This is a genomic window from Anaerosacchariphilus polymeriproducens (assembly GCF_003363435.1).
In the GTDB taxonomy this organism is placed as follows: Bacteria; Bacillota; Clostridia; order Lachnospirales; family Lachnospiraceae; genus Anaerosacchariphilus; species Anaerosacchariphilus polymeriproducens.
The window spans coordinates 44,463-65,545 of sequence record NZ_QRCT01000012.1 but is presented as its reverse complement, the minus strand read 5'-3'; the positions used below and the strand labels follow the sequence as shown (position 1 = coordinate 65,545).

Below are 21,083 nucleotides of genomic sequence, written 5' to 3'. Positions count from 1 at the left end.
TTTTCAACTATATAACACTTGCATATTTTGTTTGATTTGTTAAACACTATATTTATTTACTGTATTATAATCAAAAAATCTCTCTATTTAATTCTATTGTCATCTAACTCACAATAAGGTACAATTACTATCTCATCTTTGACAGTTATGATACCCAAAAAGCTTGGAATCTCTTGTAAATAGGAAGCTCCAAGCTTTTTATGTTTTTAAAAATTTGCGTACTTTTTTATTTTTGAGTACCTTTTTAAATTTTATACAAGTCTGGTTATTTAATATATGATAATCATTCTAAAGCAACAGAATCATGTAATGCATATCAATACTAATCAGGTATAATAATACTAATAATAAATAATTTTTCTACTTCTACTTTCATTAATCCATTATATTTTTCAACAATAGACTTAATTGTTTTTATCCCGATTCCATGCCAACCCTTATCTGTTTTAGTTGTTAGAAAATTTTCACCTTTCATAATCGGTTTTACAGCATATGTATTTTCACAATATATAAGACATTGATTTTCTTGTTCTTTCATTCTTAACTTTATATACTTATTTTGATCAACTTTATCTGTCGCTTCAATTGCATTTTCAATGATATTACTGATCAACGCACACATGTCTCTCTCTGACATAACTATTTTATTCACAGAAATACTGGTGAGAAAATTAATCCCTCTATCCATAGCCTTAGACATTTTTCCATTTATAAGCACAGATAATACCCTATTATTAATTATAATAAAATGATTGGATATATTTAAGTCTTCATAGATTGAATCTAAATATTTAGAAAGCTCATCATACTGGGCTAATTCCAGTAACCCTTTAACTATTCCCATATGAGAATTCATATCATGCCTTAAACTTCTTAAACTAACAACCACACTGGTCATATCCTGGTTTAATTTATTTGACATTTCAATATGCTGCATTCTCATATTTATTTCCATATCATTTTCTGCTCTTTTCGTTAATTTATATAATATTAGAAAAGTCAGAAACGAAATGCTTAACACTACACCAAGCATAATGCTTATGACAACTTCATTGTTAATCGTACTTGAATTCTTTGGCATATGCCACAGAACTACAGCAAATATAATAAAAATTAAATCAATCCCAGCAAGAGCTGTTGTTTCTCTCATAAACTTTTTTGGAAATGATATACTAACTTTCTTATTTCTAATTAAAAACTCCGTAATAATAATTTCAATGAGCTTTGTGAAAATTATTAAAATCATATTTGTTTTACTGTTTTTTAATATATCTGTAGGCAACTTTCCAAATATGATACTCCAAATCCAAAAAACGATTAGTTCAACGCTTGTTAATAATAATAAAAATAGAAAAGGATATATTGTTCTCTTAAGAATAGAACCCTTATAGAAACTATAAGAGAGAACAAAAATATTAACGTAAATTAGTAGGCGCATTATAATTTCTAAGGTAAAATTATCGATTCGATTAAGAACTAAATATCGCAGGCACATCATTCCGTAATTTAACAGAAACACAAATATTCTATACTTATTCTTAAACTTAAACTCTAATTTATAATTCATTATTCTATAATAAATAAATGCTTCTACAAATAATGTAGAAAAACTTAACAATATATCTAACATCATATGCCCCTAACTTATATCTAGTCTTTACGATATCATGGTAAAATCTTACTACAACCTATTTTTATTGTCAACTTTAGACACAAAAAATGACGTAAAAAAAGCCTAACTATTATTACAGTTAAACTTTTATTATTATATCTTTTTTGGAATTAACATGGTTGCCTGTATTATCATTACGCCTGCACCAATTACTGCATACCGTAATATTTCATTTTCACTTCCTACTATCCAAGAATTTTGACTACTTATCCCTACGGCTATCATAATTTATAATATCGTACCTTCTATAATACAAAAAAACATGCAAAATTTATGATGCTTATTTTTTAATATACTATTTAATCTTTTATTTTTCGCTGCATATAAGTAATTTAAAATAAAACTAAAACTAATTGTTATCCAAAGAATAATCACATAATTTTCAGTTATTAATTTCTTTGCTGAATATATGATCATATATTATTTGCTGTATTATAATCATAAAGTATCTATATTTAATTCTATTGTCACCTAACTCACAATAAGGTACAATTACTATATAATTACGTATATTATTATGAAGGGAAATGAGAGATGAGGAAATTAAAGCTATCTATGTTATCTGTACTAATATGTTTTATAATCGTGTTTTGTTCCGCTGCGACAACAGCATTTGCCTCTGATAAAAAGCCGGCAAAGCCAAAGAACTTAAGAACTGCTGTCGGGAACAAAACTGTTACTTTGAAATGGAACTTAGTTGAAAATGCCACAGGTTATCAAATTTTTCAGTATAACTCGAAAAAAAATTCTTTTAAAAAAATAGGCTATACGAAAGAAGCCAGATTTAAAATAGCGAAACTGACCAATGATGTTTCCTATCAATTTAAAATTCGCTCATATAAGCGAGTAAATAAAAAGAACTACTATAGCAAATTTACTGAAGCAGTTTATGCAACCCCGACTGTAATCGTGAATAGACCAAAAGGAGTTTTATCAACCGGAATCAAGCAAAAGGTAAGATTAACTTGGTCAAAGGTAAATCTTGCCACCGGATATAAAGTCTATCAATATGATACAACAAAGAAAAAATATGTAGCAATTACAGCTAGAAAAACAAATTCTTACACTGTTAAAAATTTAGATAAGGGTAATTCTTATCAATTTAGAATCAGAGCTTATAGAAAAGTAGATGGTAAAACGTATTTTAGCCGGTTTTCCGGCAAAACCTCTGTTACACTTTCTACAGCAGGTGTCTCAACAATTAAAACTTTTTTAAAAACGGCTCTACAACCAGTCGGCTCAACTATGTATATTTGGGGTGGAGGTTGGAATGAAGCAGACACCGGTGCAGGAGAAGATGCTACAAGAATAAGTGTAAGCCCTCAATGGCATAAGTTTTTCAATAAACAAACATCATCCTATGATTATAATAATACCCGATATCAACTTGGGAACGGTCTGGATTGTTCCGGCTATGTTGGATGGACTGTTTATAATATTTTAAATACAACTAGCGGCAAAAAAGGTTATGTTATGAAATCCAGAGAATTCACTTCAAATTTTGCATCACGTGGATGGGGTACTTATGTTTCACGATCCAGCGTCAAAAATTATAAAGCAGGTGATATTATGAGTTCTGCCTGCACTTGTTGCGGTCATGTTTGGATCGTACTTGGCTCATGTTCTGATAGAAGTGTAGTTTTAGTTCATTCAAGTCCCGACGGAGTTCAAATAAATGGCACTGTAACTCCCAGCGGAAGCTATAAAAGTGAAGCAATTAAACTTGCCAATAAATATATGAAAAAGTATTATCCAAAATGGTATAAAAAATATCCAAATTGCAGCAAAGGTTTGTCCTATTTATCCCATTATAGTCAAATGCACTGGGATATAAGCGGAAAAAGTATTATGACAGACCCCGATAAATATACAACCATGTCTGCTTCAAAAATTTTAAAAGATTTATTCAAGAACTAAGGAGAGAGTTATGAAAATGAAAAGTATATCATCGGCTTTATTAATTGTACTATTTTTATTATCTTTTAGTACAGAATCAGAAGCTGCGTCATTGGCGCCTGCTAAAGTAAAACCTTCTGTTTCAACTGTAACATTCCATTCTGTTAAATTAAGCTGGAAAAAAAGTTCCCGTGCAAAGAAATATCTTATTTATCGAAGTACTTCCAAAAAAGGGAAATATAAAAAAATTGCTACTACTTCTAAATTACGTTATAAAGATAAAAACTTAAAAGCTGGTACTATATATTATTACAAAATACGTTCCGTAAGAAAGATAGACGGCAAAAATATATATGGTCCATATTCTAAAACAGTCCCCGCAAGAACCAAATATGCCGGTTCTTTTGTTGCCAAGTGGAAAGTAGCGCAAAGAACGAATCAATTGATTGTAGTGAAAGCTTCCGGCAGTTCGGCCACTGTTACGATGCACCAACGCAATTCCAAAGGTGTATGGAAACAAATTATGTCAACATACGGTTATGTTGGACGTAATGGAATCGGTAAAACACGTGAAGGAGATGGAAAAACACCAGCTGGAATATATTCTTTCGGCAGAGCGTTTGGAGTAAATCCAAGTCCCGGCACAAAAATCACTTATACCAAAGTAAATAGCTCTCATTATTGGGTAGATGATTCAAAATCAAGATACTATAATCAATTTGTCAGCACAAAAGATGTTACTATAGATTGGACTTCTGCAGAACACCTTATTGATTATCCAATTGCTTATGCTTATGCTGTTCACATCAAATATAATCCTAAGAACATCCCAGGCAAAGGATCTGCAATCTTTTTACATTGTATATCTGGAACTACAACAGCAGGATGTGTTTCAATTCCAAAAAACAGTATGGTGTATGTACTTAGACATCTGAACAGAAATGCTAAAATTGTGATTTACTAATTAAAAAACATAAAAGCAGTCTATTACCATTAAGGTAACACGGCTGCTTTTTGATTTATAAATATATCTTCTCTTCTTTTATAATACTTGAAATAATCATATAAGATAGTGGGCCAAGGAAAAATCCTCCAGCTCCATAAATTTGAACCCCTACATAGATTGATACCAAAATCATAAATGATGGAACTCCTAACTTATTTCCTACTAATCTTGCTTCAAGAAATTCCCTTGTGAAACTACATACTAAATACAAGCCAAGATAGGATAACCCTTGTCTAAAATTTCCCTGAATCATTACAAAAACTGCCCATGGTACCAAAATGATACCTGTCCCTATGAAAGGTAATGCATCTAGTAGACCGATTAAGATTCCAAGCAAAATAGCATAGGAACTTCCCATAAAAAATAGTGCGATACTACAAATAGAACCAATAATAACCATAATAATTCCCTGTGCTTTGAGATAAGCAGTAATTCCACTAAGTATATTTTTACTAATAGAAATCACCTTTTTTCCATAAGTATTTTGCTCCATTTTTTCTTTTAAATTATCAAAATCTTTTAATAGTAAAAAAAACGAAATAATACCGATAACAAAAACACCTATCATTTTCAATAAAAATTTTAAGCAAACGATCGACTTTGACATCAAGTTGGGCCATAAAGTCTTTTTTAACATATCACAAGCACGGCAAAAATACATTTCTAACATTTTATGAATTTCTTCTTTATTTTTACCCATAATACCGCAAAGTTTATTGCATAAATATTCATAAGTTCCACAATATTTTTCTATAATTACATCTTTCTGTTCCAGCAATCCATGCAACTGAACAAAAGCGGTATGTACCAAGACACAAATAGCGGTACATAATAATCCAAGAAATATTGCAATAATTAGAAATCCAAGCACCCCTTTATATATTCGAATATGCCGATGAATCCATAAAATTGCAGGTCTGGTCATAAGTAGCAAACTAATACCAAACAAAAAAGGAATTATCAGCGGCACAATATATTTCATTACAAAATACACTGATGCGATAATCCCTAATATCTTTATACCATTGTGTAAATGCCCCTTCTTATCCATCCTTTCACCTCATTTGCCTTTTACATTATTGTTCGCAAATATAGGTGTCTTCTATTCCTTCTTTTTAATGAAATCGAATTTTTTAAAACTATCCGATGTGGGCATTATGTTAAAAATCATTTTTTTATTTGTTATGGGATGCTCAAATTCCAATTGATATGCACATAAAGCAATTTGAAACCAGCCACTGCGCTCTTTAAATAAAGGATTATACTTCGTATCTCCCCAAAGCGGCATTCCAATATGAGCTAATTGTACACGTATTTGGTGATGTCTGCCTGTAAACAGATTAATCTCTACTAAATTTTGTTCGCCCTTTTCTTCTAATATTATATATTCTAATTTGGCTAATTTAGCATCTTTAACCGTTTCACCCACTACTTTTGACAAATTTGATCTATTCTCTTTTATCAGATAATTAGTAAGCACATCCTTTTTCTGTGAAATATGTCCACATGTTACTGCAAGATACTTTTTTTGCATTTTCCCTTCTTGAATCTGCCTGCTTAATAACTTAGCACTTTCAGGGGTTTTAGCTAAAAGCAGTATTCCTTCAACCGGTTGGTCCAATCTATGAATTAACCCTAAATAAGGTTCCCCTTTTTGAAAGTTCTTTTCAAACAAATACCCTTTCGCAATGCTTACCATATCTTTTTCACTTACTTTAGCACTTTGAGTCGGTATTCCTGCTTCTTTCTTACAAACTAAAATTGCATCATCTTCGAATATTACATTTAATTTAGCCATTCTTTACTCTCTTTCACATCTTAAACCTTAAAACGATATCCAACACCCCATATTGTTTCAATATACTGTGGTTTTGCCGTATTATATTCAATCTTCTCTCTTATTTTTTTGATATGAACAGTGACTGTTGCAATGTCTCCTATTGATTCCATATCCCAGATTTTACTAAACAATTCTTCTTTTGTAAAAACATGATTTGGATTTTGTGCCAGGAATGCCAGTAAATCAAACTCTTTTGTAGTAAAACTCTTTTCTTCATTATTAACCCAGACTCTTCTTGCTGTCTTGTCAATTTTTATCCCGCGGATTTCAATCATTTCATTTTCCTGTGCATTCGTTCCTATCAAACGTTCATACCTTGCCAAGTGTGCTTTGACTCTTGCTACCAGCTCACTAGGGCTGAACGGTTTTGTAATATAATCATCTGCCCCTAGACCCAAGCCTCTGATTTTGTCAATATCATCTTTTTTGGCAGATACCATTAAAATTGGAATATTCTTAGTTTGACGAACCTGTTTGCAAATTTCAAATCCATCCACTTCCGGTAACATTAAATCTAAAATAAATAAATCAAAATCTTCTTCCAACGCTCTTTTTAATCCAGCATCACCCCGGTTTTCTATTTCAACCTCATAACCATTGATTTCCAAGTAATCCTTCTCTAAATCTGCAATGCTTTCTTCATCTTCTACAATTAAAATTCTACTCATTAACTGGTACCTCCTGATATTTTCTAATCACAATATGCATAACAGTGCCGATATTTTCTTTGCTCGTAGCCCAAATTTTCCCTCCGTGATCTTCTACGATTTTTTTGACGATAGACAACCCGATTCCACTTCCACCTTGTGATGAGTTCCTGGAAGCATCTGTCCGATAAAATCGATCAAAAATAAGAGAAATATCCTTCTGTGCAATCCCTTTTCCATTATCTTCGATTTCAATCTGAATAAAATCGCCCACATCCTGAATTCTTATATTGATAAAGCCATTGGGCTTATTCATGTATTTAACTGAATTTCCAATAATGTTATTAATCACTCTTCTTAACTGCTCTGCATCCGCAATAATCTGAACCCCTTCGTCTACATAATTAGAATAAGACAAATTAATGTTTTTCGCTTCTAAATCCAATCCGACTTCTTCAATACAATCTTCAAAATAACTGGACACATTAATTTTGTTGAATGTATATGGAATACGATCGGTATCTATTTTTGAATAAAATGTAAGCTCATTGATTAAACGATCCATATCATTCGCCTTATTATAAATAGTTTTGATATAACGATCCATTTTTTCCGGTGTGTCTGCAACACCATCCATAATTCCTTCGACGTATCCTTTAATTGCAGTAATCGGTGTTTTCAAATCATGAGAGATATTACTGATTAATTCCTTGTTTCCCTGATCGAACTCAATTTTCTCCTCAGCTGAAACCTTTAACCTGTGTCGCATCTCTTCAAAATCTCTACATAACTCGCCTATTTCGTCCTCATGCTCTACACTTAATGTAAAGTCTAAATTTCCTTCTTTGATATTTGTCGTTGCCATCCGCAGCTTATGTAACGGAGTTACAATGCCACGATAAATCCACATGGTAAGAATACTGCTTGTCAATATTAAAATTACAACCGTTGAAATCAAAATATCCAGCACTAATGACTTGATTTGCGGAACTATTTCTTTCGTAGAAGTAATAATGAACAAACTGATTTTACTTTGATCCTGTGTTCTGAAATCAACTTGTTTCACAAGCATCTGAACCTTCCCGCCTAAATAAATTCCACTATCACTTCCAACATGATTTCCTTCGTATTTTGGTAATGTATCTTTGAGTTTTTCCCCTAAAATCTTACTTCCGGTATAAATAATATCGTCATCCTTGCGGATTACCAGAAAAGACTGTTTTTCTCTTAACTCTTTATTTATACTATCCAGATATGTGCAATCCATAAATTTATCCGGATCATTCCGTGTCTCCTGTTGAAGTCTCTTAAATATATTTTCTGTAGACTCACTCATTACCTGGATCGAGTTCGATAGATATTCATACGTAGTATTCTCTATTCCATAATTTGATTCAATAGACTTGAGCTGATATTTACCTAATCCCCAGACCACAATCAATACCAAGACCACCGGCACAAAAATAATTGTAAGAAATGAGACTAATAACCTTGTTTTTAATTTCATTTCACTCTCTCCATTTTCTTTCATTTATGTCATTATTATATCACAGAGAAAATTGAATACTATGGAATCCCTCTAAATAATTCTAAATTTTTCATAAAATCTAGTGTTCTTCTGGAAAAAACACAGAATTAAATCAAACCTTCTTTAAACTTGTATTAATTCATACTCCATATTCCCAATGCCAAGTTTCTGAGCGTGCTCTAAAGCAACTTTCCAATTTGTACTAGGATGGGTATTCGTAAAATGATCGTGATGGTGGTGTTCCATTTCACTTAGCATACTGCCTTCAATAACCGGCTGACGATTAACAGCATCGGCACAAGCCATATCTAATGCAACCGGGTCAAACGAAGCAAACATTCCAACATCAGGGACAATTGGTACATCATTTTCAGCATGACAATCGCAATATGGAGATACATCTACAACTAACGAAATATGAAAATGTGGACGATCCTTTAAAACAGCATAGGAATACTCTGCTATTTTTTTGTTCAACGCATCATTAGAGTCCGATTTCCCCGAATGTGTCGCATCTACCGGACAGACCCCTATACAACGTCCACACCCCACACATTTATCGGGTTCTATATAAGCTTTTTTCTTTTCAATCTGTATTGCGCTATGAGCGCAATTCTTTATACATGCTCCACAACCAATACATCTGTCTTGATTCACTTCTGCTTTTCCTTCTGAATGCATCTCCATTTTTCCGGCTCTAGAACCACATCCCATTCCAATATTTTTTAAGGCTCCACCAAATCCCGTTGCCTCATGACCTTTAAAGTGATTTAAAGAAATGAAAATATCTGCATCCATAACGGCCTGTCCTATCTTGGCTTCTTTTACATATTCGCCACCTTCTACAGATACCAATGCTTCATCCGTACCCTTTAAACCATCTGCAATAACAACATGACACCCTGTAGAAAAAGGGCTGAAACCGTTTGCATAGGCTGTATCCAAATGATCCAAAGCATTTTTTCTACTTCCAACGTATAAAGTATTGCAATCTGTTAAAAAGACTTTTCCACCCATATCTTTGACAAAATCAGCAACAACTTTTGCGTAGTTTGGCCTAAGATATGCTAGATTCCCCATTTCTCCAAAATGTATTTTAATCGCTGTATATTTCTTCTCAAAATCAATATGATCCATTCCTGCAGTTTTAATTAAGCGTCTTAATTTCTGTAATAAATTTTCCTGAAATGTTGTTCTGAAGTTTGTATAATATACCTTTGATTGTCTCATCCAATCCCTCCCTTTTTAGAATAATTATAACATAAATGACAAATCGCACACGTTCTATTTGCTAAAAACAGCCAGAAAAAAAGAAGACTTTCAAATCTCCTTTTTCTTAATACTTTAATTTTATTTTACTTCATCCATATAAACCAATGCCATAAACTCTAAATCTTCATCAGAATTGTTTTCTAAACCATGACTGTGACCTACATCAATAATACAGACATCACCAGGCCCAACTTCCGTCCTGCTTCCATCATTATCAATAAAAGTTCCTTTTCCTTTCAGAATTAAATATGGTTCTGTTTCTCCAACATGCTGATGATATCCAACCGAACTATTGGGTTTTAATACTACCCTGGCATATAACCTTCCATGTCCCATCATTTCTTCTTCTGATACAACATGATAAACCTCTGCCTGGCCTTTACCTCCTGCCAGTCCATCTACGATAACTGCCTTTTCTTTTCTAACCATTTATCTTTCTCCCTGCCTTTCCATATGTTTTCATTTATTACATTTTACACCACATGTCCTTCCTTGAGAAGTCTTTCATATAATATTCCTATTATTTTATTGACCTCATTACTTTTAATTGCTATAATCTTGAAAAGTGCTAATAATGAGTTTCAAAGAAAGGCGCATTATGAAATCTATAAAATTATATCGGAAACGTCTTATTCCAGAAGAATGTATCTGGCTGAAAGACGATACAATTTTATATCAAGACGAGCATCAAATCGTCACAAACTGGAATACGCTGAAACCCAAAAAAACTTTACATCATGGCATTTCCTGTTATTACTTGGATTATGGATATAAAGTAAGTAAATTCTATGACAAAAACAATACTTTTTTGTCCTGGTATTGTGATATCATTGAGACAAATTATAATGCTCTGGAGAATACTTATATCTTTACCGACTTATTAGCAGATGTTATTATCTATCCCAATGGATTTGTTAAAGTTGTGGATTTGGACGAGCTTTCTATTGCTATGGACCAAAATATCATAACAATAGAACAACTTAAATATTCTTTGACATCATTGGATACCTTATTAGGACGAATTTATAATGGTAAATTTGAACAGACTATAAAGTTTTTAGAACAATTTGAATAAACTATCAATTTATAAAAAGAAAAAAGCCAAGTTATTTCGTTTAGATAGATAACTTAGCTTTTTCTTTTTCAAATTTGTTTATGAGTTTGAATACTTTAAGATTCCTCGTTGTTCTTTTTACTATTAAATACATTTTTTAATTTTCCTAAAACCAGTGACACGGTTAGCCCTATAAATACAAACTCTATTGCTAAAATTATGCTTTTATTTTCTAAAAACACACTCATCAATATCATAAAAAGCATTTCCAGCAATAATATTACTCTTGTTCTTTTTCTATAGACCTTGCATTCCAACTCACATAACGGTTTGTTTTCATCTTCTACTGGACATAACATCCATATAATAGTTCCACAGATTATACTGATAAGAACCATACTGATTACAGACCAGGATGACTCTTTTGCACCCCAAATCATTCCAGCCACCATCAGAGTTGATAAGATATAACAGCTAGTCCTATGTCTAGTATGATAACCTCCTGCCGAACATCTTAATGGAATAAAGAATAGCAAAATTATGATAGCCTCTAACACACTTTTCATCAATAAACCAACAATTATACTTGTAATTACATTAATAAAAAAAATAACTGTCTGCTTTAGACCAAAATAATAAATTTCCTTGTCTTCTTCCGTTATGTTACCATATAAAATCTGTTTCTGTAAAAAACGATTAAATACTTTCTCCATAAATTAAAATTTCCTCAATTTTTTAACTGTCTCTGGTATTTTTTCCTGATGAGAGGTCATTACGCAAGTGGAATTTACATTCGCACTGGCCATAAACTTGGAAATAGAAACAATCGCATGTCCAACTTTTTCTTTAAAATTTTTCTGCATATTTTAACACCCCCTATACATTTTAATAATTTAGTTTAGCATTACAATAATATTTCTACAACAAAAGGTTGAAATCTATATATTATTTTGTAGAAATCTGAAAAACTAAATACTTCCTTGGATTGTTTGTATTAAAACGACTTCTTAAGCAAGATTTATCCTAAATATAAAATTATTTCAACTCTAAAAACAGACGCATTATAGAACAAATCAAGTGTTCCAGAATATTTTTCAACTGCTGTCTTTACATTTTTTAAACCTAATCCGTGATTTTCTTTATTACTTTTGGTTGTAATGATCTCATCGTTCTTACATTGGATATTCCCTGCGTACGAATTCTCTAATAATATAAACAACGAACCCTTATTAAAACTAAGCCGTCCTTTTATAAATTTTTTAATAACACTTGCCTTTGCGGCCTCTATTGCATTATCTAATAAATTTCCTAAAATTATCGCACAATCAAATGGTGATATATTTATTTCTTCCGGTATATTTGTTTGAAAATCAATATGTATCCCTTGGTTATATGCTTCTTGCAATTTATAATTTAAGATTCCATCTACATCCATATTCCCAGTATTAACAAAGGATTTAACAGCATATATCGCTCCGTTTACTTTCTCTAAATAATCTAGTGCTTTTTCTTTCTCGTTCTGTTGAATTAGTATTCCAAGTTCAATCAGATGATTTTTCCAATCATGTTGTAACTTACGTACTGATTGTACAGAATCTTTCATGGATAAAATTCTTTCTGCATAATAAACATTCCGTTCACCTAATAAGACTTTTTCCATTTTTTCTTTGTAATAATGGTTTAGCACATCATATAAATAAAATGCAAATAAGTCTATTACCATAATAAAAATTAATCCAAAAACTATTTTCATATTCCCTAAATCAGATGTCAGTAGTAATATAAAAATCAAATAAATTGAACTTACTGGAATAATACAAAGTGCTAGCCAATATTTAGCTGAAAAGCGGAATTCATTTCTTATGTGTTTAAATCTCTTTAGTAATAAAACGCCAATTAATGAAACAATCCTTGCTAGTACCGCAATTGGTAGACTTATATATTGCTGCACTATATAATTATGAGTACTAAGATATCCCAATAATACAGTAACAATCAATTCACTTATAAGTAAAATTGCAAGGGTATTTATTACTATTAACAATCTTTTTTGTAGCTTAGCATGATATTGATAAGTCATTCGAAAGATAATAATAAAATTAATTAGCAATGTAGCTAAAGGTATTCTTATAAAAGTGCAAGCAATATAATTACTGATGTAAGCAATAATATAAAAGAAAACACAATATTTCTGACTCTTTGCCTTTCCTTCAAAGAAAAGTCTTATGTACAAATAAATTGTATATATATGTAAAGCACATGAGACTAGATATAATAAACATACTTTAGTTTCCAACAATGCGTCTCCTCCTCTCAACCATCATTTGTATTTCCCTAACTTCTTTTCTTTTTGATTGACTAATACGCAACACTTCCCCATTACTTAATGTAACCTGTTCGTATTCTAATTTGACAATCTGATGATCATTAACCAGATATGATTTATGAATATAAATAAACTGCATCTTATCCAGTTTTTCATAAACTTCGGGTAATTTTCCATAAAAATCTTTTATCCCATCGATGGTATGAATGTGTATCTTTCTATTTTCACTTTCAAAATAAAGGATGTCATTTATTGGTACACGACAACTTTCTCCTGCTTTTTTATAAATAAAATACTTCTCTGTATGGTCTAATAATTCAACGATTTTTTCTACAACCTCAAAGACCCTGTCTTTATTTAACGGCTTAATTAAAAAATGAAAAGGTCTTACATCAAACAATTCCATCGCATAGCATTCTTGCGAAGAAATAAAAACAATATATGTATCTTCATCCTTTAACTTATCGCGTATTATTTTGCCTAAATCTATGCCGTTCTTGTCTCCCAACACAATATCTAAAAATACAATATCATATCTTTCTCCGCGCATTAAACTCTCATAAAGTCCATCGTATGTAAAAAAACTCTCTACATCAATTTCAATTTTTAAGTTTCTTCTTAAACTATATAAATAATTATCTAAAGATGTGCACATTGCTATATCATCTTCGCAAACCGCTATGCGTAACATTGTAACCTCTCCTTTCACAACAAACAAAACACTTATTATCCCGCTTGCTTCTCTTCCTTTTTACGCTCTAGTATTTGGTATATAAATTGTGAAATGATTTGCTCTATAAAAAATGTGAATAAGGTATAGTTAAACTTAAAAACGAAAGCTTCATTCTCCCCAATGCAACTTTCGTTTAATAATTTAAATGTATATAATTAATTATTTCCTTTCAAAAAATCCGGAATTCTAATTCCTGCTGACTCTCTTTTGGGTTGAATTTGCGGTCTATCCTGTATGTTCGTATATGTCGTTCTTGTATTGTTCTCTGGCTTAGCAAATTGAGTTGTTTGTGAAGTCGTCTGATAATGTGGCGCTTCCGTTCTCCCCGGCACAACACTGGTAAAAACCGGTTTATCGAAATTCTTGTTCTCCAATCCTGCTGCTATTATCGTAATTCTTACTGAATCAGTAACACTTTCATCATACACTACACCAAAAATAATATTAGCATTTTCTCCTGCAAGCTGTTGTACATATTCCGCTGCATCATTCGCATCAATAAGATTTACATCACCGGATACATTTATTATTACATGGCTTGCATTTGATATTGATGTTTCTAATAATGGACTGTTGGCGGCTTTTTTAACAGCCTCAATACATTTATCAACTCCTGAAGCCTCACCGATACCGAAATGGGCTATCCCTTTATCCTGCATTACGGTCCGGACATCTGCAAAATCCAAGTTTATTAATCCAGGAATATTTATTAAATCTGTAATCCCCTGTATGCCTTGCTGCAATACTTCATCGGCTTTTTTCAAGGCATCGGGCATTGTTGTCTTTCTATCTACAATTTGTAATAATTTATCATTCGGAACTACTATTAACGTATCAACACTTTCCTTCAGTTTCTCAATTCCCATAAGTGCATTATTCATACGTGTCCTGGCTTCAAAAGCAAACGGTTTTGTCACTACACCTATTGTCAACGCACCACTATTTTTGGCGATCTCTGCTACTACTGGAGCGGCTCCGGTTCCGGTGCCTCCACCCATTCCACATGTCACAAAAACCATATCAGCATTCTTTACTATTTCTTGAATCGCTTCAGCACTCTCCATAGCAGCTTTTGCTCCCACTTCCGGATTCGCACCTGCTCCCAGACCTCTGGTCTCCTGTGCACCAATTTGTATAACATTTGCTGTTTTACATTTATTTAATTGTTGCTTATCTGTATTGATACAATAAAATTCTACTCCGTCCACTTTTTCTTCAATCATTCGGTCAATTGTGTTATTTCCACCACCACCAACTCCTATCACAAGGATTTTGGCATTACTATTGGCTTCATTTGAAAATAATTCTAACATTTGGATGCCTCCCTACTACATTTTCTTAATCTATTTTTAAATATTTCAAAAATTATCATAATTTTTTATTCCGTTTAAGTATACACTTCTTTTTTCAGCGTGTAAACTACTATTATTGTTTTATTCATTTTCCGACATTTCTCAATCTTATGCACAAAATGTTGATAATATGTGGATAAATACAATGAAATAATTGTCAATTTATAGTATTTTTACTTATATTGTATCATATTTTAGCTATACAAAAATAACGTGCGATTATTATCCAATAAAAGACACGTTATCTCTATTACCAATAATTCACACGCTATTTATTTTAATTTATTAATTTATGAGACTTTAGCATTCTGAGGGCAACATTTCTTCTTTTTAAAGTTCAAAATGTATTTCCCGCCCTGTATGACTATATGCATAATACCTTACTCCGGCTGCATCCAGCATTCTTTTTGATGCAATAACAGAAGGAGTTGTCGCATATTTATCTTTTTCATAGACAATCGTTTTGATTCCAGATTGTATAATTGCTTTTGCACATTCATTACAGGGAAACAAGGATACATATATCTTAGCACCTTCCAAGCTTCCCCCTCTATAATTTAATATCGCATTTAATTCACTATGGGTAACATACATATACTTTGTATTAAGTTCATCCCCTTCTTTTCCCCAAGGGAATTCATCATCAATACATCCTCTGGGAAAACCATTATATCCCATTGACAATATCTTATTATCTTCACTTACAATACAAGCGCCTACCTGTGTACTTGGATCTTTTGAACGCATACCAGATAATTTCGCTACTCCCATAAAATATTCGTCCCAAGTTATGTAGTCTTTTCTCTTATTTCCCAAAAAAACATACCCTCTTTCTTTATTTTGTTCCAAAAATACGATCTCCTGCATCTCCCAGACCAGGAACAATATAACCATGATCGTTTAATTTCTCATCTAATGCGCCTATATAAATATCCACATCTGGATGAACTTTTTGCATTTTTTCAACACCCTCCGGTGCAGCTATAATGCACATAAAATGAATTTTTTTTACGCCTTTTTCTTTAAGTAATTCAATCGCAGCAACAGCTGAATTTCCAGTAGCCAACATAGGATCTACCACAAATATCTCTCTTTCATGGGAATCTTCCGGTAATTTACAATAGTACTCTACTGCTTCCAAAGTTTCGGGTTCTCTATACAAACCAATATGTCCAATTTTTGCTGCTGGAATCATTTGCAGCATACCATCAACCATTCCCAGGCCTGCCCGCAAAATTGGAATGACTGCTAATTTTTTCCCTTTTAATTGTTTCACCTTCGTTTTTATAATCGGTGTTTCAATTTCAACATCAATCAGTTTCATTTCCCTAGTTGCTTCATAGCACATAAGCATAGCAATTTCGCTAATCATCTGTCGGAAATCTTTGGTCCCTGTATCCTTTCTTCTAATTATCCCTATTTTGTGCTGAATCAATGGATGATCCATCACCTTTACTTTAGACATTCCAGCTCCTCCTTGTTTAGTTTTTTTACTAATTTTGTAATTAATTTATTTAAAATGTCGTAACATTTACCATAATCAGTTAGTGGCCCTCCATAAGGATTCGGAACTTCTCCTTCTTCACCTACGACTTCATTTAAAACATATACGTTTTGAGCACCTTCAAACTCTTCTATTATCTTTTCTTTTGCTTGTAAATCCATCGTTATAATTAAGTGGTCTTCTCCAAAATCTGCTTCTCTTAATTGTACTGATTCATGTTTATCCAACATAATACCATTACGAATCATTACAGCCTCTGCCTTTTGATTAAGCGGCTCCGGAAATAGAACAACAAGACCTCGAGAACATATTTTTACCGGACTATGCAAAAACTTACTTTTCATGATTTCTGCAGCCATCGGCCCTCGGCAAGTATCATTCGCACAGACGAATATAATTTGATTTAAACCGTTCATTCTTTACACTCCTTTAACATTTAAAATCTGGTGACCCGCAGCTTTCAATAAACGATTCATAATAGCCTGTCCCATTTGAGGTGTAGAAAATGATTCTGAATAAATAACATCTATATCCAATTTATCAAATTCCCTTAAAATACGGTACAGTCGTCTTGCTATGGTTTCTTCATCTTCTCTTGACCCTATACTTTTCACTTGACCTCCAGTATAAAAAGAAATGGTTTCATCTGTTCCAATTACTCCAACTTTCATATTCTGTTCTGTCTTTTCTACGATTAACTGATTTATTTTACTAATAACATGTTCCATATTTCCTTCAAGAATTATTAGATCGGCTTTTGGTGCATAATGCTTATACTTCATACCAGGAGCTTTCGGTTTGAAATCCTGGCTGGTATCTCCCAAAACCACCGGATCAATTTCTACCGACCCAATCACTTCTTCTATCATATTTTTTGTAATAAATCCCGGACGCAAAATGATAGGAGGCACGGTAGTCATATCAAGAATTGTTGATTCTATCCCTATACCAACCGGTCCACCATCCAAAATCATATCTATCTTACCATTTAAATCGTCTGCAACATGAGATGCTAACGTCGGACTTGGCTTTCCTGATGTGTTAGCACTTGGTGCTGCAATATATCCGCCTCCATGTTCTATTAATGCCAATGCGACCGGATGATTGGGCATGCGTACAGCTACCGTCTCCAATCCACCTGTTGTCTCATAAGGTACTCTTTTACTTTTTTTAAAAACCATTGTAAGAGGACCCGGCCAAAATGCTTTCGCTAACTCTTTAGCCTTACCAGGCATTTCCAAAACTATTTCTTCTAAGTCCTGTATTCTGGAAATATGAATAATCAAGGGATTATCAGACGGGCGCCCTTTCGCTTCATATATTTTCGATGAGCCCTCTTTTTTCAGACCATCCGCCCCTAAACCATATACTGTTTCGGTTGGAAACGCAATTAAGCCGCCTTCCATAATAATATTTCCGGCAGCTTGAATTTTATCTATATCTTTTTCTAAATGTTGTATATCAACTTTTACTATCTGAGTGTTCATAATGACCCCTGTTAAGTACTTTTTTCAATATTTTCCATAGTTCTATGAATACTATTATAACACGTTCTTAAAGAAAGACAACCTTTCTATTTACTATCTAAATATTCCATAACTCCCAAACATATTGCTGCAGCCATTTTTTGCTGATAATCTTCTGCTATCAATAAATCTGCCTCTTGTTTATTACTTAAAAACCCACACTCTACTATAACGGTTGGAACCCCTGTTTTCGTTAGCAGATAATAACTTTCGTTTGCTTTTGCGGAACGTTCTTTTGATGGCTTTAACTCATGAATTAGTGTATCTTGTATTACATTAGCCAGTTCTTCACCTTCTTTTGACTGTCCATGAAAGAAGACCTGTGGACCACATACGCTTGGTTCCTGGTAACTATTCTGATGTAAACTTATCGTTATAGCGGGTTTCGTTTTATTTATAATCTTACAACGATTTTGCATGTCTTCTACTTTTTTATTCCTAGTATTCTCTTGATAAAGCCCCATATCATCTTTTCTGGTCAAAACAACTTCTATGTCTTCCTCTTCAAAACAAGCTTTTAGTTTTCTTGCTATACTAAGATTAATGTCTTTTTCAAGCGCACCATTAACTCCGACTTTTCCCGGATCTTTTCCTCCATGTCCGGCGTCAACTACAATCGTTAACTTTTGACTCTCTTCTCCTTTAAGTTTTGCTACAATTTTCATACCTGGCTTCACCATTAAGCTCATACAGAGAATCATAAGAATTCCCATACATATCTCTAATTTTTTATTGAGCAGCAAAAGAACCTCCAAATAATATGTTTCACTTTAAACATATGCCAGAGAGAGGTTCTTTATTCAAAGTTTATATAATAGAAAACAAAACTTAAAATTTAGTTAACATACTTTAATATAATATCCCAAATTTCACTTTTTTCAAGACCTAACTTCCATTCCGCAACTCCTGCTAATTTATGAGTCTTCATAAGCTTCAATTTCTCTTCTATAGATTTTCCTGCTTCAAGCCAGATTTTATAAGTACAACCTTCATTCTTCTCTAATATCTGAGCATAATATTGTCCAAGTTTTTCATCCCAAACAGGTGTTACATTATAACCTTTCAACATCTTCTCTACGGTTTCCATACCTGCTGGTACACTTGTCAAGTTGTAAGGAACATAATCTGTATTGGGGTCTTCTTTTGCAATTTCTTCTTTTGTCTTAGGTGTTTCTTTCCAGATTCTTGTATAAAAAGGTATACCAAGAATCACTTTTTCAGCCGGTACTTCCTTCAATGTATTTATAATACCCGTTTCCACAAAACTTTTAGAAGCAACGGAGCCTTCTTCTGAACCTTCGTAATGTTCGTCATACCCCATAATTACTACATAATCTGCAACGATTCCCTGCTCTTTTCTATTATAAAATGCTGTATGACTCATAGGTACATAATTATCTATCGATAATACAATATCATTATTCCTACACTTAATAGACAACTCACGTATAAACTGTAGAAAAGCGTCTCCTGTCTCCTTACTTAGTTCTTCAAAATCTACATTAATACCATCCAAATTGTACTCAATGGCTTCTGCAATTAATTGATTAATTAATTTCTCTCTTTTTGAAGTATAAGATAACACTTTATTCGTATCAACTTCTACTTCAAAATTGCTAACCAGAGCCCAAACTTCTATGCCAAGCTGATGCGCATAATTGACATAGCTTTGGCTTGCTAATGAAGATATATTGCCTTCTTCATCTGATAACGCAAACCACGTTGGTGAAATTGTATTAACACCTTTTGTTTTTGCAATTGCTTCAAGAAGTGTACCATTGGCATCCGCGTTGGTAATTTGATGCCATACCATATTAATGGTATAATCCTTTTTGATATTAGTATATTCCGGTTGTTTAAATTCTCTGTTTACTTTTACTTCTTTTGCTTGATTTAATTTATTATTTTTAATATAACCTAAAAATCCACTTTTCGTTCTTACTTTACTCCAAGTTTTACCCTTTTCAAGCAGTGTTACTGTTTCGCCCTTTTTCAAATCTTCTACAATTGGACTTTTGATTCCACCTAGCAATCTGATTTCTGAATCTTTCTTTAAGGACGTTTCCAATACTTCGTTCCACTCATTCACTATCATGACATGATTAGGTTCCTTAAAAAAGTTATAATCCATATCTGTATATTCTTTAATAAAATCAACAGCAATATAAGCAGTATCACCTTCTACTTTTATAATGGCATAATTCTTAGTATTTTTTTTCTTACCAACATAATAGTCTTTACTTCCTACATCTACGCTAATCAAATCTTGCGGAAGCGCATATAGCAATTTATTCTCATTAGAATCCCAATAAAATCGTTCATTCAAGTTATCACGAACTAAATTGTACTCTAAATACACGACTCCATCTATCAACTTTGCTTTTTTTTCAATAATTTCATCTTGTATTACAAGTCCTACCTGGTCTTCTGTTTCTATATTGAAATACTTTGCCAGCTTTATATGCTCACTTGTTGGTGTATACTTTTTAATTATATTACTCAATAAGGCTATCAGAAGCACTATAAATACAAACAATACTCCTGCCAAAATTGGTTTCACAGATTGTTTGATCGGTCTGTTCGCTCTTTTTTTCTTTTTCATTCTATTTCCTCCTTATTAAGTAATATTATAACACAGTTTAACACTCCTTCCTTACATTTTTTTCTCTTTTTATACTTTTTTTAATAAATTGATACAGATTTCCCTCCACTGTAATTAACTCTAGT

General features: G+C 32.5%; 21 protein-coding genes. 3 read left to right on the top strand and 18 right to left on the bottom strand.

Features of this window, described 5'->3' with window-relative positions; all coding sequences use genetic code 11:
- Positions 1–322: 322 nt before the first annotated feature.
- Positions 323–1,246: a sensor histidine kinase gene (locus DWV06_RS03095; protein WP_162300556.1), complete on the bottom strand. Its 924-nt coding sequence runs from the start codon at positions 1,244–1,246 to the stop codon at positions 323–325.
- A gap of 960 nt (positions 1,247–2,206) precedes the next feature.
- On the opposite strand from DWV06_RS03095, the gene DWV06_RS03090 reads away from it, so the two are divergent.
- Positions 2,207–3,589, top strand: a complete 1,383-nt coding sequence (locus DWV06_RS03090) for a fibronectin type III domain-containing protein (RefSeq protein ID WP_115480707.1) — start codon at positions 2,207–2,209, stop codon at positions 3,587–3,589.
- Positions 3,590–3,599: 10 nt separating this feature from the next.
- Positions 3,600–4,532 (top strand): L,D-transpeptidase family protein, encoded by a 933-nt coding sequence (locus tag DWV06_RS18770; protein WP_235828885.1) that lies wholly within the window; start codon positions 3,600–3,602, stop codon positions 4,530–4,532.
- A gap of 55 nt (positions 4,533–4,587) precedes the next feature.
- Here the strand turns inward: DWV06_RS18770 and DWV06_RS03080 are convergent, their stop codons facing one another.
- The 6 genes from DWV06_RS03080 to DWV06_RS03055 form a co-directional block, all read right to left on the bottom strand.
- Positions 4,588–5,625, bottom strand: a complete 1,038-nt coding sequence (locus DWV06_RS03080; RefSeq protein WP_115480706.1) for an AI-2E family transporter — start codon at positions 5,623–5,625, stop codon at positions 4,588–4,590.
- 51 nt (positions 5,626–5,676) lie between these two features.
- Positions 5,677–6,372 carry an RluA family pseudouridine synthase gene (locus DWV06_RS03075; RefSeq protein ID WP_115480705.1) on the bottom strand — a complete coding sequence of 232 codons (696 nt, stop codon included), beginning with the start codon at positions 6,370–6,372 and terminating at the stop codon, positions 5,677–5,679.
- 20 nt (positions 6,373–6,392) lie between these two features.
- The gene (locus tag DWV06_RS03070; protein ID WP_115480704.1) at positions 6,393–7,082 is read right to left on the bottom strand and encodes a response regulator transcription factor; all 690 of its coding nucleotides are present in this window, start codon (positions 7,080–7,082) and stop codon (positions 6,393–6,395) included.
- Positions 7,075–8,568, bottom strand: coding sequence for a sensor histidine kinase (locus DWV06_RS03065; protein ID WP_115480703.1), 1,494 nt, complete (start codon positions 8,566–8,568; stop codon positions 7,075–7,077). Before DWV06_RS03065 ends, DWV06_RS03070 begins: the two co-directional genes overlap by 8 nt.
- 144 nt (positions 8,569–8,712) lie before the next feature.
- Positions 8,713–9,819 (bottom strand): DUF362 domain-containing protein, encoded by a 1,107-nt coding sequence (locus tag DWV06_RS03060; protein ID WP_115480702.1) that lies wholly within the window; start codon positions 9,817–9,819, stop codon positions 8,713–8,715.
- Between the two features lie 120 nt (positions 9,820–9,939).
- Positions 9,940–10,290: a cupin domain-containing protein gene (locus DWV06_RS03055; RefSeq protein ID WP_115480701.1), complete on the bottom strand. Its 351-nt coding sequence runs from the start codon at positions 10,288–10,290 to the stop codon at positions 9,940–9,942.
- Between the two features lie 169 nt (positions 10,291–10,459).
- Here DWV06_RS03055 and DWV06_RS03050 point away from each other — a divergent pair, with 169 nt between their 5' ends.
- Entirely contained in the window at positions 10,460–10,936 is a 477-nt protein-coding gene (locus DWV06_RS03050) for a DUF402 domain-containing protein (protein WP_115480700.1), read from the top strand.
- A 95-nt stretch (positions 10,937–11,031) separates the two neighbouring features.
- On the opposite strand, the gene DWV06_RS03045 is transcribed toward DWV06_RS03050, so the two are convergent.
- From DWV06_RS03045 to DWV06_RS02995, 11 genes are all read right to left on the bottom strand, one after another.
- Positions 11,032–11,628, bottom strand: a complete 597-nt coding sequence (locus DWV06_RS03045; protein WP_115480699.1) for an accessory gene regulator B family protein — start codon at positions 11,626–11,628, stop codon at positions 11,032–11,034.
- A 3-nt stretch (positions 11,629–11,631) separates the two neighbouring features.
- Positions 11,632–11,778: a cyclic lactone autoinducer peptide gene (locus DWV06_RS03040; RefSeq protein ID WP_115480698.1), complete on the bottom strand. Its 147-nt coding sequence runs from the start codon at positions 11,776–11,778 to the stop codon at positions 11,632–11,634.
- A gap of 155 nt (positions 11,779–11,933) precedes the next feature.
- Positions 11,934–13,214 carry a sensor histidine kinase gene (locus tag DWV06_RS03035; RefSeq protein WP_115480697.1) on the bottom strand — a complete coding sequence of 427 codons (1,281 nt, stop codon included), beginning with the start codon at positions 13,212–13,214 and terminating at the stop codon, positions 11,934–11,936.
- Positions 13,201–13,932: a LytR/AlgR family response regulator transcription factor gene (locus DWV06_RS03030; protein WP_115480696.1), complete on the bottom strand. Its 732-nt coding sequence runs from the start codon at positions 13,930–13,932 to the stop codon at positions 13,201–13,203. Before DWV06_RS03030 ends, DWV06_RS03035 begins: the two co-directional genes overlap by 14 nt.
- A gap of 197 nt (positions 13,933–14,129) precedes the next feature.
- On the bottom strand, positions 14,130–15,287 hold the full coding sequence (ftsZ, locus tag DWV06_RS03025) for a cell division protein FtsZ (protein ID WP_115480695.1): 1,158 nt from the start codon (positions 15,285–15,287) through the stop codon (positions 14,130–14,132).
- Between the two features lie 369 nt (positions 15,288–15,656).
- Positions 15,657–16,142: a deoxycytidylate deaminase gene (locus DWV06_RS03020; RefSeq protein WP_456297931.1), complete on the bottom strand. Its 486-nt coding sequence runs from the start codon at positions 16,140–16,142 to the stop codon at positions 15,657–15,659.
- A gap of 19 nt (positions 16,143–16,161) precedes the next feature.
- Positions 16,162–16,791: a uracil phosphoribosyltransferase gene (upp, locus tag DWV06_RS03015; RefSeq protein WP_115480693.1), complete on the bottom strand. Its 630-nt coding sequence runs from the start codon at positions 16,789–16,791 to the stop codon at positions 16,162–16,164.
- Entirely contained in the window at positions 16,779–17,246 is a 468-nt protein-coding gene (locus tag DWV06_RS03010) for an arsenate reductase/protein-tyrosine-phosphatase family protein (protein WP_115480692.1), read from the bottom strand. Before DWV06_RS03010 ends, upp begins: the two co-directional genes overlap by 13 nt.
- Positions 17,247–17,249: 3 nt before the next feature.
- Positions 17,250–18,317 carry an L-threonylcarbamoyladenylate synthase gene (locus DWV06_RS03005; protein ID WP_115480691.1) on the bottom strand — a complete coding sequence of 356 codons (1,068 nt, stop codon included), beginning with the start codon at positions 18,315–18,317 and terminating at the stop codon, positions 17,250–17,252.
- An 86-nt stretch (positions 18,318–18,403) separates the two neighbouring features.
- Positions 18,404–19,099, bottom strand: coding sequence for an N-acetylmuramoyl-L-alanine amidase (locus DWV06_RS03000; RefSeq protein ID WP_235828884.1), 696 nt, complete (start codon positions 19,097–19,099; stop codon positions 18,404–18,406).
- A 92-nt stretch (positions 19,100–19,191) separates the two neighbouring features.
- A complete protein-coding gene (locus tag DWV06_RS02995; RefSeq protein WP_235828883.1) occupies positions 19,192–20,958 on the bottom strand; it encodes a glycosyl hydrolase family 18 protein in 1,767 nt (588 codons plus the stop codon).
- Between the last annotated feature and the right edge of the window lie 125 nt (positions 20,959–21,083).